18 protein-coding genes are annotated in these 15,538 nt (G+C 47.0%); 16 read left to right on the forward strand and 2 right to left on the reverse strand.

Going from position 1 to position 15,538, the window contains the following annotated elements:
- Positions 1–57: 57 nt before the first annotated feature.
- Positions 58–1,176: an IS200/IS605 family element RNA-guided endonuclease TnpB gene (gene tnpB / locus N8M93_RS11355; protein WP_261131870.1), complete on the reverse strand. Its 1,119-nt coding sequence runs from the start codon at positions 1,174–1,176 to the stop codon at positions 58–60.
- A gap of 250 nt (positions 1,177–1,426) precedes the next feature.
- On the opposite strand from tnpB, the gene N8M93_RS11360 reads away from it, so the two are divergent.
- Positions 1,427–1,807, forward strand: a complete 381-nt coding sequence (locus N8M93_RS11360; protein WP_261131872.1) for a hypothetical protein — start codon at positions 1,427–1,429, stop codon at positions 1,805–1,807.
- Between the two features lie 215 nt (positions 1,808–2,022).
- On the opposite strand, the gene N8M93_RS11365 is transcribed toward N8M93_RS11360, so the two are convergent.
- Positions 2,023–2,829 (reverse strand): nuclease-related domain-containing protein, encoded by an 807-nt coding sequence (locus N8M93_RS11365; RefSeq protein ID WP_261131873.1) that lies wholly within the window; start codon positions 2,827–2,829, stop codon positions 2,023–2,025.
- A 145-nt stretch (positions 2,830–2,974) separates the two neighbouring features.
- Between N8M93_RS11365 and N8M93_RS11370 the strand changes: the two genes are divergently transcribed.
- The 15 genes from N8M93_RS11370 (at position 2,975) to N8M93_RS11440 (ending at position 15,521) form a co-directional block, all read left to right on the forward strand.
- Positions 2,975–3,397, forward strand: a complete 423-nt coding sequence (locus N8M93_RS11370; RefSeq protein ID WP_261131875.1) for a hypothetical protein — start codon at positions 2,975–2,977, stop codon at positions 3,395–3,397.
- 3 nt (positions 3,398–3,400) lie between these two features.
- Positions 3,401–3,748, forward strand: coding sequence for a CsbA family protein (locus tag N8M93_RS11375; RefSeq protein WP_261131877.1), 348 nt, complete (start codon positions 3,401–3,403; stop codon positions 3,746–3,748).
- Between the two features lie 268 nt (positions 3,749–4,016).
- On the forward strand, positions 4,017–4,499 hold the full coding sequence (locus N8M93_RS11380) for a flavin reductase family protein (protein ID WP_261131879.1): 483 nt from the start codon (positions 4,017–4,019) through the stop codon (positions 4,497–4,499).
- Between the two features lie 22 nt (positions 4,500–4,521).
- On the forward strand, positions 4,522–6,006 hold the full coding sequence (locus N8M93_RS11385) for a 4-hydroxyphenylacetate 3-hydroxylase family protein (protein WP_261131880.1): 1,485 nt from the start codon (positions 4,522–4,524) through the stop codon (positions 6,004–6,006).
- Positions 6,007–6,126: 120 nt separating this feature from the next.
- Positions 6,127–6,876 carry an IclR family transcriptional regulator gene (locus tag N8M93_RS11390; RefSeq protein WP_261131881.1) on the forward strand — a complete coding sequence of 250 codons (750 nt, stop codon included), beginning with the start codon at positions 6,127–6,129 and terminating at the stop codon, positions 6,874–6,876.
- A 46-nt stretch (positions 6,877–6,922) separates the two neighbouring features.
- Positions 6,923–7,477: a 3-hydroxyanthranilate 3,4-dioxygenase gene (locus N8M93_RS11395; RefSeq protein ID WP_261131884.1), complete on the forward strand. Its 555-nt coding sequence runs from the start codon at positions 6,923–6,925 to the stop codon at positions 7,475–7,477.
- Positions 7,474–8,535 carry an amidohydrolase family protein gene (locus N8M93_RS11400; protein ID WP_261131886.1) on the forward strand — a complete coding sequence of 354 codons (1,062 nt, stop codon included), beginning with the start codon at positions 7,474–7,476 and terminating at the stop codon, positions 8,533–8,535. Before N8M93_RS11395 ends, N8M93_RS11400 begins: the two co-directional genes overlap by 4 nt.
- On the forward strand, positions 8,477–8,938 hold the full coding sequence (locus N8M93_RS11405) for a RidA family protein (RefSeq protein ID WP_261131888.1): 462 nt from the start codon (positions 8,477–8,479) through the stop codon (positions 8,936–8,938). Before N8M93_RS11400 ends, N8M93_RS11405 begins: the two co-directional genes overlap by 59 nt.
- 239 nt (positions 8,939–9,177) lie before the next feature.
- A complete protein-coding gene (locus N8M93_RS11410) occupies positions 9,178–10,653 on the forward strand; it encodes an aldehyde dehydrogenase (RefSeq protein WP_261131889.1) in 1,476 nt (491 codons plus the stop codon).
- 25 nt (positions 10,654–10,678) lie between these two features.
- Positions 10,679–11,461 (forward strand): 2-keto-4-pentenoate hydratase, encoded by a 783-nt coding sequence (locus tag N8M93_RS11415; RefSeq protein WP_261131891.1) that lies wholly within the window; start codon positions 10,679–10,681, stop codon positions 11,459–11,461.
- Positions 11,462–11,494: 33 nt separating this feature from the next.
- Complete coding sequence (locus tag N8M93_RS11420; RefSeq protein ID WP_261131892.1) at positions 11,495–12,376, forward strand: acetaldehyde dehydrogenase (acetylating); 882 nt, start codon at positions 11,495–11,497, stop codon at positions 12,374–12,376.
- 15 nt (positions 12,377–12,391) lie between these two features.
- Positions 12,392–13,411 carry a 4-hydroxy-2-oxovalerate aldolase gene (dmpG, locus tag N8M93_RS11425; protein WP_261131894.1) on the forward strand — a complete coding sequence of 340 codons (1,020 nt, stop codon included), beginning with the start codon at positions 12,392–12,394 and terminating at the stop codon, positions 13,409–13,411.
- A gap of 13 nt (positions 13,412–13,424) precedes the next feature.
- Complete coding sequence (locus N8M93_RS11430) at positions 13,425–14,213, forward strand: 2-keto-4-pentenoate hydratase (protein WP_261131896.1); 789 nt, start codon at positions 13,425–13,427, stop codon at positions 14,211–14,213.
- Between the two features lie 19 nt (positions 14,214–14,232).
- Positions 14,233–14,433: a 2-hydroxymuconate tautomerase gene (locus tag N8M93_RS11435; RefSeq protein WP_261131899.1), complete on the forward strand. Its 201-nt coding sequence runs from the start codon at positions 14,233–14,235 to the stop codon at positions 14,431–14,433.
- 65 nt (positions 14,434–14,498) lie between these two features.
- Complete coding sequence (locus tag N8M93_RS11440) at positions 14,499–15,521, forward strand: TRAP transporter substrate-binding protein (protein WP_261131901.1); 1,023 nt, start codon at positions 14,499–14,501, stop codon at positions 15,519–15,521.
- The last annotated feature ends 17 nt before the right edge of the window (positions 15,522–15,538 follow it).

The raw sequence follows: 15,538 nt of genomic DNA on the forward strand, positions 1-15,538 counted from the left end.
GCGAGTGGCTTGAAGTGGGGGATTCCTAAGAACACCAGCGTACCCGCCGGTTATGGATTAGGCGATCCCCGCAGTTCCTGCGGTTAATCGTAATGCTTCCTTACGAAGATTCCTACTTGCGTTAAGATCTCGATCATGATGTGTCGTGCATTTTGGGCAGTCCCATTCACGTAATGCAAGATTCTTAACGTCTTTATGACGGTAGCCACAATGGGAACAAAGTTGACTGGAAGGAAACGTTTTGGATACCACCACGATCTGTTTGCCGTACCACTTTGCTTTGTATTCAAGCATAGAACGGAAGGTTGACCAACTCACTTCACTTATGGCTTTGGCGAGGTTGTGGTTCTTAAGCATATGGGATACCTGCAAATCTTCCATACCAATAAGGTCGTGGTTTTTGACAATATGGGTAGAGATTTTATGCAAGTAATCGTTTCGCGCATTTGCAATTTTCTCGTGCATTCGGGCAATTTTAATCCGTTGCTTATGCCAATTCGAAGAGCCTTTCTGACGTCTGGACAGGACTTGCTGTGCTTTCACCAGTTTCTTTTCTAAGGTTCGAAAAAACGCAGGGTTCCCATACACCGTTCCGTCTGACAATATGGCAAAGTCCTTTAGTCCGACATCAATCCCCACTGACGAGTGGGTTTTAGGCCTATCGCCTACTTCTGTTTCAACCAAAATGGACACATAATAGTTCCCACTTGGGTTTCGTCTGATGGTGGCATTGAGGATCCGTCCTTCAACCTCACGACTCTTGGCCAATTTGACGAGTCCCAGTTTGGGCAATTTGATTTTGTTTCCAACAATCGCAATATTTCCGTTTGTATATTTGGTGGTATAGGATTGGACCTTATTCTTTTTAGACTTGAATCGTGGGGGGTTGTTTTGTTTCTTGAAGAATCGTGAAAAGGAATCGGCAAGGTTCCTCAATGAAGATTGAAGGGCAACACTGTCTACGTCGTTCAGCCATCGTAATTCCTTTTTCAGTTGCGTTAATTGCTTCGAACAAGTCGTATAGGTCAATCCTTTCCCTTTTTCCTGGTAGGTGGTATTCCATCGTGCCAAAAAGTGATTGAATACAAAACGACTGCATCCGATTGTCTTCGCGATTCGAATTTCTTGTTCTTTGGTTGGATAGAGTCGAAATTTATAGGCTCTATGAACCAACATGGATTCCACCTCCCAAAACCAAACGTTTGTTCTTATTATATCATAAGATTTCATTTTAGACATGAAAAAAGGAACGATTTCAATAAAATGAGACAAATCAAGAGTCGGACAATTGAGATGGTAAGATCCATCCCTTGTCCGAAAGCGATTCATCCCCACCCTAATCATTGGGCTATGCCCTTCCCATTCCTTGAGGGTGGGGTCTACTCGCCTCCTTGATAAAAATCATCACACATAAGGAGAGATCTAGATGAACGATTATTTGTCTGAAATGTTGGCGAGGGAAATCATTGAGGCTCTCCCCGATCATAAGCGGGATCTATATAAATTCATAGTTGCTCTGGAAGATTCTTTAGCTGAGCAATCTGATACAACTGATCAGTTTTTGGATCTACTAAAAAAGCATTCTCCCCTTCACCAGGCAGCAACATATTTCAAACGTTCTGTGAGAGAAACCAATAGATTAATGAAAGAGACCGAAAAGGAGATCGATGCAGAGCTGGCGTTGAAGCTGCAACTGATCAATTGGGTAGACTGCAGTGACTTGATGAGAAGAAGAAAGAATGACGATAAAAAATCAGCTTATTTGCTGTACATGGATACGCAAAAGATCCAATATAAAAATGAATGATGTTGAAAACCGTCCAGTAGGGCGGTTTTTCCTTTTTAGAATGAATTTTGGAGCTGGATTAGGCAGTTTTGATTGAATTGGACTATGCAGAGCAGCGGAACCATATCGGGGAAAGGTCTAAGAAAGTACCTGATGTGAGATATCGGTGCAAACTCTGGATTTATCGATGCAAATTTTAAAAATATCGGTGCAAACACGAAATATATCGGTGATTTCTAAAATGTTATCTTGTACCGTCTCCCTTTTGCGTCATTACAGATATGTGAACAGTTCGAACAAATCCAGCGGCCGTGATTTCGTTCCATCGTCATTGTTTTACATTCCGCGCAATAGACGCCTGTCAGCAATTCTACTGGCTCTATCTTGAACTGCTTCATTACATCTGGATCCTGCGGAGTATGCTTTTTCACTAAAAGTTTGGAGAGCTTCCTGAGTTGTTTTTTACTGTACACCTCTCTTGGGAAGGTTTTTCTGAGTGCTTCGATCTTAAAAGGGAGATTTGCGCTTAGGGTCAATTTTTCAGGAGTATATTCTGAAACTTCGACGATAGTGGATGATCGGCTGATGACGACGATGTGATCGATCGGGAGAGAGGGGAGATTGTTGATCTTCAGCCATTCGGCCAATTTTCTAGATAGCCATTGCAGCTGCAGAAATGGGTCTGGCAAACCTTCTTCCGTTCCATCCCTTGTACGGACCATCTGGTTGAATTCGTCGAATCGGATCTTCCCTGCGATATTTTTCACCTCGACAATCAGCATGAAATAAGGGGTGACGATCAACGTATCGATTTGAAAATAGTAACGTGTGTCGAAGAGTCGAAGGTCGTGGAAAATGTAGTAGTCTTTTTCGGGGAGGTACTCTAAATGATAATCCAGTGCCTGTTCACCTCGGTAACCTGCTTTACACATAGCCAGCTCTTTTTCGATCAGCGGGTATTGCGGATGTAGGTAGGAGAGCCGTCGTAATTGGGCTTCTAACTTATCGATCTTTCTCGGCTCTGTTCGTTCCTTCATGATCATTGCATCAACTCCTTTTATTGATGAAGAATGTTTTCGCTAAAAACGTTCCTCCTCCTTCTATTAATCTAGTATTTACTTACAAGACTTGAACACTTGTCCAAACCTTTCCCCATCAAAATCATAGATTATAAGAGGAGGTGAAAAAATGGCTAAACAAATACAAGATTATAATGTGAGTGCACCTGCTTCAAGTAACGGCGCTTTAAATCGTGCCATCCCCGCATCTCCGTCAACGATTAAACTGGCAGAATTCGGCCTTTCGATTCCCACCAATACAAATCATGTTGAACTGACTGGATCAGTAGGATGGGAAGCGACTCTAGGTAACCCAATCGTATTAATTAAACTTTTCCGTGGTTCACAGATCATCTTTACCACAACATCCCAGATCGATATTTCTGTAGAAAACAATCGGACTGTTTCATTCAATGCAGTAGATTTCAACGTACCTGCGGGCCCACAAGCCTATTCGATAACGATTGAATTGACCAACTCTCTGGGGCTTCTGAACCAGGGGGCTGTAATCGGTCCAGTTACCTATACGGGTATGGCGATCGGGAACGCGTAATATATGACAAAAACCGTCCTGATGGGCGGTTTTGATCTGATTAGATTGAATTGCACAGCTCTTAAGGCGTATAATGAATTATATGCCGAAGTCAGGAGTTTCAAGGAGGCGTCTTATTACATAATGATTGAAATTCTCGGGGCACTTATTTTGCCTATCATACTCATACCATTTCTTGTGCGGGTTACGTATAACCGCTGGGTTGCGATCGGCCTCAGCATCGTTATCATGATCTTCGTTTTCATGGAGTTCGAATCTTATTGGACCATCGTGACTGGGGTGATCGGCACGTTGATCGGCGGATATTTATCATTCCGTGTCGGTAAAAAAGTGGATAAAAAGTGGAGCTAGCGTCTATTTCATCATGGGATAGACGCTCTTTTTTGCACTAAAGAAAGAATAAAATACTTAGCTTCAGTATCAGGGGAACTAATACAAAGCCAACGCCAAGATTTTGGTTTGCCAGGTTTTCTTTGTCGAATAAACATCTCCCTGCAAAAATTAATCAGATTTTTCGAAAAAATCTGATTAAATTTCATAATGTGAAATAACTCGATTGTTCGATATTGTCATTCCCTTTATAGTAATGACAGATTTTACTTTTTATGGAGGTGACTGAGTGGATACACGTGAGTTACGGAATTGTTTCGGTCGATTTGCAACCGGGGTGACGGTTGTGACGTGGGCGGGGGAAGATAAGGTGAAGCATGGCATTACCGTCAATTCTTTTACGTCTGTTTCATTGGATCCACCGCTTGTGCTCGTTTCAATTGATAAAAAGGCGAAAGCGTGCGCCGGGTTGAAGAATCAATCTTTTGTCGTGAATATCCTCGCTTCAGGTCAAGAGGCGATCGCCTGGCAATTTGCCGGTAAGGAGCAGCAAGGACTGGAAATCGAATGGGAGGAAACGTTCCTTGGACCGAAAATCAAGGACACGCTTGCAACATTCGAGTGTTCGCCATGGAAAGAATATGACGGTGGTGACCATATTTTATACCTCGGAAAAATACAAGATTTTTCTTACACGGACGGAGATGCACTCGTTTTTTACCAGGGGAAGTTCTCCCAAACGAAAGAAATCGACAACTATTTGAAAAAGTAAAGCATAAAAAGGAGGAGATTCAATGGGGATCAGAACAGGTGAGCAGTATATCAAAGGGCTACGATCGAGAAAGCCAGAGGTATGGTTGGGCGGTCGTAAAATTGATGACGTCTATACGGAAGATGTATTCAGACAGCCGATCCATGAAATCGCGAAGCTTTATGACATGCAGCATGACCCGGAGTACCAGGAGCGGATCACGCACATTTGTGAAGAAACGGGTGAGCGCGTAAACAACTCGTTCCTTGTTCCGAGGAAATTCGAGGACTTGAAAGCGAGGAGCGATCTGTTTGAAATCTGGTCGAAAGCGACGTTCGGAACGATGGGACGCACACCTGATTTCTTGAATGTAACGATCACCTCAATGGCAAGCAACACGTGGTTTTTGAATCAATACGACCCGCAATGGGGCGAAAATATGATCAATTACTTCCAGCATGTCCGTGATAACGATGTCTTTTTGACCCATGCGATCATCAATCCGCAAAACGACAGGAGCAAGGCCTCCCATGAGCAGGAAGATGCGTTTACTCACCTGGGAGTCGTGGAGGAAAAGCCAGACGGATTGGTCGTTCGTGGAGCGAAGATGCTTGCGACGCTCGCACCGATCACTGACGAGGTCATCATCTACTCATTCCCTGGATTCCAGCCTGGAGACGAAAAGCATGCGATCGCGTTCGCGTTGCCGATCGATACGCCTGGTCTTAAAATCATGTGCCGTGAACCAGCGCAGGACGGAAAGCGTTCGTTGTTTGATCATCCGCTTGCATCAAGATTCGAGGAAATGGATGCGCTTCTCGTCTTTGAAGATGTGTTCGTTCCGTGGAACCGTGTTTTCATCAATCAGAATGTGGAAGCGGCGAACCTTCTATATCCGAAAACAGGAATCGGGATCCAGCCGGCGCATCAATCCGGAGTCAGAGGCCTTGTGAAACTATCATTTGCGATGGAAGTCGCTTGTAAACTAGCAGATTCTATCGGTGTGGACGGGTACCTGAACGTTAAAACCCAATTGGGCGAGCTCATCCAATCGGTTGAAGCGATCAGAGCCCTGTTGAGAGTTTCCGAGTATGAATATGAAACGACGCCACAAGGAGAATTACGTCCAGGTTCAGCACCGCTTGAAACAATCAGGGGAATGCTGCCGAAGCTGTATCCGCGTGCGATTGAAATCATCCAGACGATTGGAGCGGGTGGCTTGTTGATGTCACCGATGGGAGCGGACTTTGATAATCCAGAACTGAAGCCAATCGTCGACAAGTATTATGTTGGACGTGAGGGTGTGTCTTCTGAAGATCGTGTCCAACTGTTCAAGCTCGCATGGGATCTATCGGGAGAAGCATTCGGACAGCGTTTGCTGCAATACGAGCGCTATTATTCAGGAGATCCACTAAGAAGATTGGGCTGGTTCTATGACGGATTCAAACGCAAGCACGACTTCGCAATGGTGAAGGATGCGTTGGATGGGGCTTCTGATATGCATAAGAAGCAGTTGATTAAGAATTAAAACTAGTAATATAAAAATAATAAAGGAAACGACTACCACTTATCTAATACTCTATCTGGAGTGATTTTTGCCGATCACTCACTCGAATTTCTAAGTGTGATATTAAAGGAGAGTGGGCATGTGATTTCGTCTATCAATAAAATTACGAAAATTCTAAATTGTTTCACGAATGAAGAACCGGCCCTTGGCAATCTGGAAATCTCGAAAAAGCTGGGGATGAATCCGAGTACGACGCATCACCTCATCCGGACGTTGTGCCAGGAAGGGATTCTCATTCAGGATAGTCGGAAGAAGTATCGCCTTGGATGGAAGTTATTAGAGTGGAGTAATCACGTCATGTATCAACAGGATATTTATAACGAAGCGATCCCGATCGTAGAGAATCTGATACGGAAATACCAGGGGACGGTCCATATCGGAATGTTCGATGCTGGCGAGGTCAGGTTCGTGTTGAAAGTAGCTGCCAAAGATTCGATCTCGGTGCCAACCTATGTCGGGGCAAAACAGCCGGCGTATTGTACGAGTTCAGGGAAGGTGTTGCTTGCGTACAATCCTTCGTTCATCCAACCGACGATCTCAAAAGGATTACTACAACGGGCTCCGAATACGATCACTTGTGTGGATAAGCTGATGCTTGAGCTGAAGCAGATTCGGAATCAGGGCTATTCGATTTCCAATAACGAGAATGAACATGGAATGTATGCGGTGGCTGCTCCAATCCAGACGTATACGGGCCAGACAGTTGCTGCGCTCAATATGGTCGGACCGATTTCTTATATGCAAGGAAGCGAAAGCAGAACCATCATCCAAAGTGTCGTGCGGACAGCACAGTCAATTTCGAATGAATTGGGTTATATCAACGTTTTATGATAGCGCTTACATGAGTAAGCAATTTAAAAATATGAGGAGGAATACCATGGCGATCAAATCTGGTACAACCTTATTGAATGATAGAGTCGGAAATCTTATGAAAATCATTGAGGACAATAAAGATCTTCTAAAGCCGCCGGTCAACAACAAAGTCCTTTGGGAGGATTCAGAATTTATTGCGATGCTGATCGGTGGACCGAACAAGCGACGTGATTTCCACGTTGATCCGTCGGATGAGTTCTTTTATCAAGTCAAGGGAAACTGTTATGTCGAATGTATAAACGATAAAGGCGAGCGGGAAGTTGTGACGGTCGGTGAAGGGGATATCTTCATGCTTCCGGCGATGGTGCCTCATTCCCCGCATCGGACTGCAAACTCATACGGAATCGTTCTCGAACGGAAACGTGGCGAAGGTGAGCTGGAGGATTTCGTCTGGTTCTGTGATAAGTGCGACCATGAAATGCACCGCGTGACGGTCCAGTTGACGAATATCGAAACACAGGTGAAAGGTGCGATTGAACAGTTCAACAGCAGCCCTGAGTTGAGGAAGTGTGACAACTGTGGGCACATGATGCCTGAAGAAGCAGATGAGTGGAAATGAGGGTAGATTTCCATACACACATCATTCCGCATGACCTGCCTGATTTTACTGAAAAATATGGTCAGGAACGCTGGCCGATTCTTCAACAGACTTGTGCATGCGGAGCGAACATCATGGTTGGTGGGAAAGTGTTCCGTGAAGTGACGGACCAGGTTTGGAGTGCTGAAAAGCGGATCCAGGACATGGATCGGGAGGGTGTGGATATCCAGGTGCTCTCCCCGATTCCGGTGACGTTTTCCTATTGGGCTCCGGTTGAAGCGGCGATTGATATGGCACGGATTCAGAACGATTTCATTTCGGCCACGGTAAAAGAACGTCCGGATCGTTTCATCGGACTGGGAACAGTACCGATGCAGGATTGTGCTGCCGCGATCAAGGAAATGGAGCGTTGCATCACAGAGTTGAATTTATACGGAATTGAAATCGGGACGAACGTGAATGGTGAAAATCTGGATGCGCCGGAGTTTCTCGAGTTCTTCCGCATGGCTGAGGAATGGAATGTCCCGTTGTTCATCCATCCATGGGAGACCCTAGCGAAAGATCGGACACCTAGACATAATTTCATGTACACGATCGGGATGCCGAGTGAGACAGCGCTTGCAGCTGCGAGTCTTGTCTGGAGTGGTGTGATTGAAAAGTTCCCAGGATTGAAGATCTGTTTTGCGCATGGTGGAGGATCGTTCCCATATATCCTGCCGAGACTGGATCAGGGATGGAATGTATGGCCGCACTTGCGTTTGACGACGAATCTGCCAAGTCATTATGTGAAAAACTTCTATTTCGATTCGTTGAACTATGATCCTTTGAACGTGAAGTACCTGATCGATCGTTTCGGCCATGAGCGGGTGATGATGGGATCCGATTATCCGTTCCTTTTGAGGGAAATCCCGCCAGGAAAAGTGATTGATCATGCGGTCGATCTTTCGGAAGTACAGAAAGAAATGATTCTTGGAGAAAACGCATTGCGATTTTTAAATGTAAAAGAAAAGGGGCGGACGCATGGAGCAGAAAGTGATAACACCAGAGGAGAAGCTGCAAAGTCTGGGGCTTCGACTTAAAGAAGTCCGGCCGTCTGCAGGAAATTATGTGAGCCATGTCCGTGTCGGAAATCTGATTTTTACCGCGGGACAAGGTGTCGATGAATATCATGGGAAGCTTGGCAGAGAGCTTACGCTTGAGGAAGGCTATACCGCTGCCCGGCAATCGATGTTGAATCTGCTCAGTGTCCTCAAATATGAGTTGGGTGATCTGAGCAGAGTGAAACGCATCGTAAAACTGTTAGGATTCGTGAATTCTACAGAGGATTTCACCGATCAGCCAAAAGTGATGAACGGAGCCTCCGATCTTCTAGTCGAAGTGTTCGGAGACCGTGGCATACACGCGCGCTCTGCGCTGGGCATGGCTCAGCTGCCGAATAATACGGCGGTTGAAATCGAGATGATCGTAGAAGTAAAAGATTGAACAAATGAGAATGGTGGCCATCGTGTCACCATTTCCTATTAAAAGTGTGGCATCGGTCCTGAGCGGTCAAAACTTCGGACAGGCACAGAAGAAAAAGGCAAGAAACTGTCCGAACCCGGGTCAGCTTCGGACAGGAAGAGTAGAAAAATGTGAGCAGCTGTCCGAACTCACGAGTAGTGTGCTGGAGATTCACAATACCACAGCTAAACACAAATCACCCTGGATAGGAGGTTGAGGAAGTGCAAGTAACAGAGAAAATCCTACAAAAAATCCAACCGATCAACTGCCGTCATTTTATCGACGGTCAATATGCAGATTCTATCAATCTGAAAACCTTTGACAATATCAATCCTGCAACAGAAGAAGTCATGGGACAGGTAGCGGAAGGCGGGAAGGAAGAGGTCGATCTCGCTGTTGCAGCTGCGAAAAAAGCGTTGAAAGGTCCATGGAAAGATCTATCCGCACGGGAGCGGTCGAGCATCCTGCGCAAGATCGGCGACCTGATTCTTGATAGAGTCGAAGAATTGGCAGCTCTTGAATCGATGGACACCGGAAAGCCATATCAAATGGCACTTGAAATCGATATCCCTCGGGCTGCGTATAATTTCCACTTTTTCGCGGATTACTTGACGTCGATGGGAACGGAAGCCTACCAACAGGACCAGGCGGCTCTCCATTATTCGATCCGGAGGCCGGTCGGGGTCGTCGGCATGATCAACCCCTGGAATCTACCATTGTTGTTGTTGACGTGGAAGTTGGCACCATGTCTTGCGGCAGGGAATACGGCGGTCATGAAACCGGCGGAATGGACACCGATGACAGCAACAGTCCTGGCAGAAATCTGTAAGGAAGCAGGTGTACCGGACGGCGTCATCAATCTTGTTCACGGATTCGGTCCGGATTCTGCAGGTTCTGCGATTACAGAGCACCCGGATGTCGATGCGGTCACGTTCACCGGTGAGACGAAGACAGGGTCTGCGATCATGAAAGCGGCGGCTCCTACTTTGAAAAAGTTATCGTATGAGCTCGGTGGGAAAAACCCGAATATCATATTCGCGGATTCGGACCTTGATGAAGTGATCGAAACGACGCTGAAGTCGAGTTTCATGAATCAGGGCGAAGTCTGCCTATGCGGTTCGCGGATCTATGTCGAGCGTCAGGCGTATGATGCATTCCTCGAAAAATTCGTCGCTGAAACGAACAAGCTTCAAGTCGGCGATCCGTTTGAAGAAGGGACGAAGGTTGGTGCTGTCATCAGTAAGGAGCACTACACCCGCGTCAATGGTTATATCGAGCTTGCGAAAGAAGAAGGCGGTCACATCCTGACAGGCGGAACCCGGCCAGAAGGTGTTGAAAAAGGCTTTTACATTTTACCTACGATCATTTCGGGACTCGGTCCTCATGCCCGGTGCGTTAAGGAAGAGATTTTCGGACCAGTCGTGACCGTTTTGCCTTTCGATTCGGAAGAGGAGGTCATTGAGCAGGCGAATGATACCCATTATGGATTGGGGACGACGATCTGGACGAATGATCTGCGTCGCGCACACCGTGTCGCGCATCAGATCGAGGCAGGGATCATCTGGGTGAATACGTGGTATCTACGCGATCTTCGCACACCGTTCGGAGGCATGAAGCAAAGCGGGATCGGCCGTGAAGGCGGCATGCACAGCTTTGATTTTTATAGTGAACTATCCAACATAACGATCAAACTATGAGATGAAAAACCAGGAGGCATATTTGATGACAGAGAGAGTGAAGGAGCTATCCGAGCATTTAGTGACGGCAGTACAAAATCGTAAAGGGGTCCAACCGCTCACTGAGGTTTACCCTGATTTGAGTATAGATGAAGCCTATCAAGTCCAGCTTTCCACGATTAAACGCAAAACCGAATCCGGTCAAAGGATCGTTGGGAAAAAGATCGGACTGACATCAAAAGCGATGCAGGATCTTCTTGGGGTTGGTGAACCGGATTACGGGCATCTGCTTGATGATATGGTGATCGATAACGGCGGCGAGATTCCAGCTGACAAGGTTCTTCAGCCAAAAGTGGAAGCGGAAATCGCCTTTGTTTTAAGGAAAGATCTTCACGGTCCGAATGTAACAGCTGATGATGTGTATGAAGCGACGGCTTATGTTGTGCCGGCTCTTGAAATCGTCGACAGCCGTGTCGCAGATTGGAAGATCAAGCTTCCAGATACGATTGCGGATAACGCGTCATCCGGACTGTACGTTCTTGGCGAAAATAAGGTGCCGATCCGTGCTGTCGATCTGCCCGCAATAAAAATGGATCTTTACAAAAATGAGGAACATGTCAATTCGGGAACGGGGGCAGCAGTTCTTGAAAACCCGGCTAATTGCGTCGCCTGGCTTGCAAACAAGCTTTCAGATTATGGGGTTTCCCTTAAAGCCGGGGAGGTCATTTTGTCAGGCGCTCTTTCAGCGGCAGTCGATGCGAAACCAGGAGATACATTCCGAGCGACATTCGACGCATTGGGGGATGTGACGGTCCGGTTCAAAAGTTGAAGCAGAAAGATCAAAAAGAAAGGAAGTGATGAGATGTCCAAGATAAAAGTAGGAATTATCGGCTCGGGGAACATCGGTACGGATCTTATGTTGAAGCTTCGGCGTTCAAAGACACTTGAAATGACGACGATGATCGGTATCGATGCAAATTCAGACGGGATGAGGATGGCACGGAAGTTCGGCTATGAAGTCATCGATAACGGCATAGATGGATTCATGGAAAAGCCGGAACTTGCAGATATCCTTTTCGATGCGACTTCCGCTAAAGCTCACCAGCGCCATTCGGAATTTTTAAAATCGGCCGGCAAGCAGGTTCTCGACTTGACACCTGCGGCTATCGGACCTTTCGTCGTACCACCGGTGAATCTGGGTGCCCATCTTGATGAACCTGATGTGAACATGATCACGTGCGGCGGCCAGGCTACCATTCCGATCGTCCACGCAGTCAACAAAGTGGCTGATGTGGCGTATGCCGAAATTGTCGCGACAATCGCCAGTAAAAGTGCAGGACCTGGAACTAGAGCGAACATCGATGAATTTACGTATACGACCGCAAAGGGGATCGAGGAAATCGGTGGCGCGGACAAAGGAAAAGCGATCATCATCCTAAACCCTGCTGAACCACCGATCCTTATGCGGAACACCGTCTATTGCCTCGTCAAGGAGGGTGAGTGTGATCAAGAGGAACTCACATCCTCGATCATGGACATGGTCAAAACTGTACAAGCGTATGTTCCTGGTTACAGGGTCCGGACAGAACCGATTTTCGACGGCAATCAAGTGACGGTTTTCCTTGAGGTGGAAGGAGCGGGTGATTATCTTCCAAACTACTCTGGTAACCTCGATATCATGACAGCATCTGCGGTCAAGGTAGCGGAAGAGTTAGCGAAGAATCGGCTCGTCCAGAATGCATAAGAAAGGAGTAGTAGGATGACAAAGCGGGATGTAACGATAGTGGAAGTGGCTTTGAGAGATGGAAGTCATGCGATCGGCCATCAGTTTACGGTCGATCAAGTGAAAGCAGTCGCCAGAAAGCTTGATGAGGCGAATGTTCCGTATATCGAGGTTTCACATGGGGATGGCATTGGCGGTTCTTCACTGCAATATGGCCGATCCGCAACGAATGAGATGGAACTGATCGAAGCGGCTGTCTCCGTTTGCAAACAGGCGAAAATCGGGGTACTCCTTTTACCAGGAATCGGAACCGTGACTGAACTGAAAGAGGCAGCCAACTTAGGGGCGCGAATGGTACGGGTCGCAACCCATGTGACGGAAGCGGATGTATCACGCCAGCATATCAAACTTGCAAAAGAGCTCGGGCTGGAAACGGTAGGGTTTTTGATGATGGCGCATATGGTCCCGGTCGAAAAACTCGTCGAGCAAGCACAACTGATGGAAAACTATGGTGCGGATACGGTGTATGTCGTCGATTCAGCTGGGGCGTTGCTTCCACACCAGGTCAAGGAGCGGATACGCGCGTTGAAGGGCCGATTATCGATCAACATCGGGTTCCATGGGCATAACAATCTTTCCTTAGCGATGGCGAATTCGATCGTCGCGATTGAAGAAGGCGCAACCTGGGTCGACGGCAGCGTCCGTTGTCTTGGGGCGGGTGCTGGTAACACGCAGACGGAAGTACTCGCGGCTGTGCTCGATCGACTTGGAATTGAAACCGGGATCGAACTTTATAAAATGATGGATCTGGCAGAAGATACGGTAGCCCCGATTTTACCACAGCCACAGGAAATTACGAAAGGCAGCTTGGTGCTAGGCTATGCAGGTATCTATTCGAGTTTCCTATTACATGCGAATCGAGCTGCAGAAAAGTTCGGGATCGATGCGCGTGATATCCTCGTCGAACTCGGGAATCGGCGTGTTGTTGGCGGCCAAGAGGATATGATCATTGATGTAGCTAGTGAACTAGCGAAGAAAAAATCCCCAGTCGGATAAGGAGGAGATACAAATGGAAGTGAAACAAGCAGATTTGAAACACCTGGCTGAAAAAATCGAGTCTCATCAGACGACGGGTCAGGATATGGATAAAGTGACGATCGAGAATCCTTCTCTTACTGTAGAAGAGGCGTATGAAATCCAGAAAATGTGCATCAATTACAAGGAAGAGCGCGGAGATCGGATGATCGGCTGGAAGATGGGGCTCACGAGCAAGGCGAAGCAGGTTTCAGTCGGTGTGGATGAACCGATTTACGGTCGATTGACGCAATCGATGGAGTTATCCGATCCGGTACTGCCTCTTGAAAACTTGATCCACCCGCGTGTCGAGCCGGAAATCGCGTTCGTTTTGAAAAAAGAATTAAGCGGCGAAGATATGACCCCACGTGATGTATGGATGGCGACAGAATGCATCTTTCCAGCAATCGAAGTGATTGACAGCCGCTATAAGAATTTTTCGTTCACGCTTGTTGATGTTATTGCGGATAATGCATCGTCAACGAAGTTCATTCTTGGCGACCAGGCTTTTTCACCGTATCACACGGCCTGGGATGAAATGGGGGTCGCGATGTTCCGGAATGGCGAATTGCTCCACTCAGGGACGGGCGCAGCGGTACTCGGGCATCCAGTCAGGTCTGTCGCGATGCTAGCGAAAATGCTCAGCCGCGAGGGGCAGTCGATCAAACCCGGTCAGGTCATCCTTGTCGGGGGTTTTACAGAGGCGGTGGATGTCAGTGATGGCGACCATATTGAAGTTCGCTATGATCAGTTGGGGGCATTGAATCTGCGTGTCGAAGGATGAGCTGGAGGAGGAACGATAAATGCCGATCGCACAAATCCACATTATTGAAGGGCGCACCAGAGAACAGAAGTGTTCGCTGATAAAAGAAGTGACAGAAGCGATCCACCGCAGCACCGGGGCCGATCATGACCGCATCCGGGTTCTCCTTTACGAAATCCCGGATGAAAATTGGGCTGCCGGCGGTGTATCGAAAGCGGATGAAAAGCTCGAAAACAGATGACTGCTCCTTAGATATACATAATGTGTTGGTAACGATTTTTGACTTTTAAAAATGGAGGGGTATCAATGAGGAAGTTCATGAAAGGTATCTCGTTTTTTGCAATGGCGGTATTGCTGGTTTTCACAGCTGCATGTAATAAGGGGAGCGATGGGACAGTTAATTCGGCGAGCGGTGAATCGGATCAAACGTATCAGTTCAAGCTGGCCCACATCACACCGCCAAGTCACATGTGGCACAAAGCTGCTGAAAAGTTCGCGGAAGAATTGGATAAGCGGTCTGATGGCAGGATGCAGCTTGAAATCTATCCATCCAGTCAGTTGGGGACGGAAGCGGATATGGTCGAACAAATCTCTGCAGGCTCGGTTGATTTCGGGTTCATTACAGCTGCTTATATGAGTTCGCGTTCCCCATCCTTCGCAGCATGGTTCACCCCGTATGCTTTCGAAGATCTGCACGAAGCGAATGATGCACGTGATAGTGAAGTTGCGAAGAAAATCCTCGGTACATTAGACGAGCAAGGTATGGTCGGATTGGATTACTTCTTTGCAGGGCAACGTGTCATGTTGTTCAAGGATAAGAAGGTAGAAAAGCCTGAGGACATGAAAGGTCTCAAGCTACGAGTGACACCAAGTCCTCCAATGCAGGATTTCTATACATCAACTGGAGCTTCAACAGAAGGTCTCCCTCTTCCTGAAGTCTATTCTGCTGCGCAAACAGGTGTCATCGATGGAATGGACATGGACCTCGATGCAACCATCACGAACAAATACTATGAAGTCGTCGACTATGGACTTGTATCGAATCACATGGTCTGGCCTGCGGTTGCTATCGTGAACAAGAAGACGTTTGAAGGAATGCCTGAAGCGGACCAGAAAATCATCCGCGAGGCGATCGCAGCAGCTGCTGAATATTCTGCGATGACAAGAGCGGATCAGGAAGAAGAGTTCAAACAGACCCTTAAGGATGAAGGTATGGATATCTATGAAATCGATCCGGCGCTCTTTGATCCGTATAAACAACAATTTGATGAAAAGTACGGAAAACAAGACCCTCTCATTCAAGAATTCATCGACACCTTCCGTGACTGATTAATCCAAAGGGGGTT

The organism is Bacillus sp. Marseille-Q3570, assembly GCF_946151055.1.
Classification (GTDB): domain Bacteria; phylum Bacillota; class Bacilli; order Bacillales; family Fictibacillaceae; genus Pseudalkalibacillus.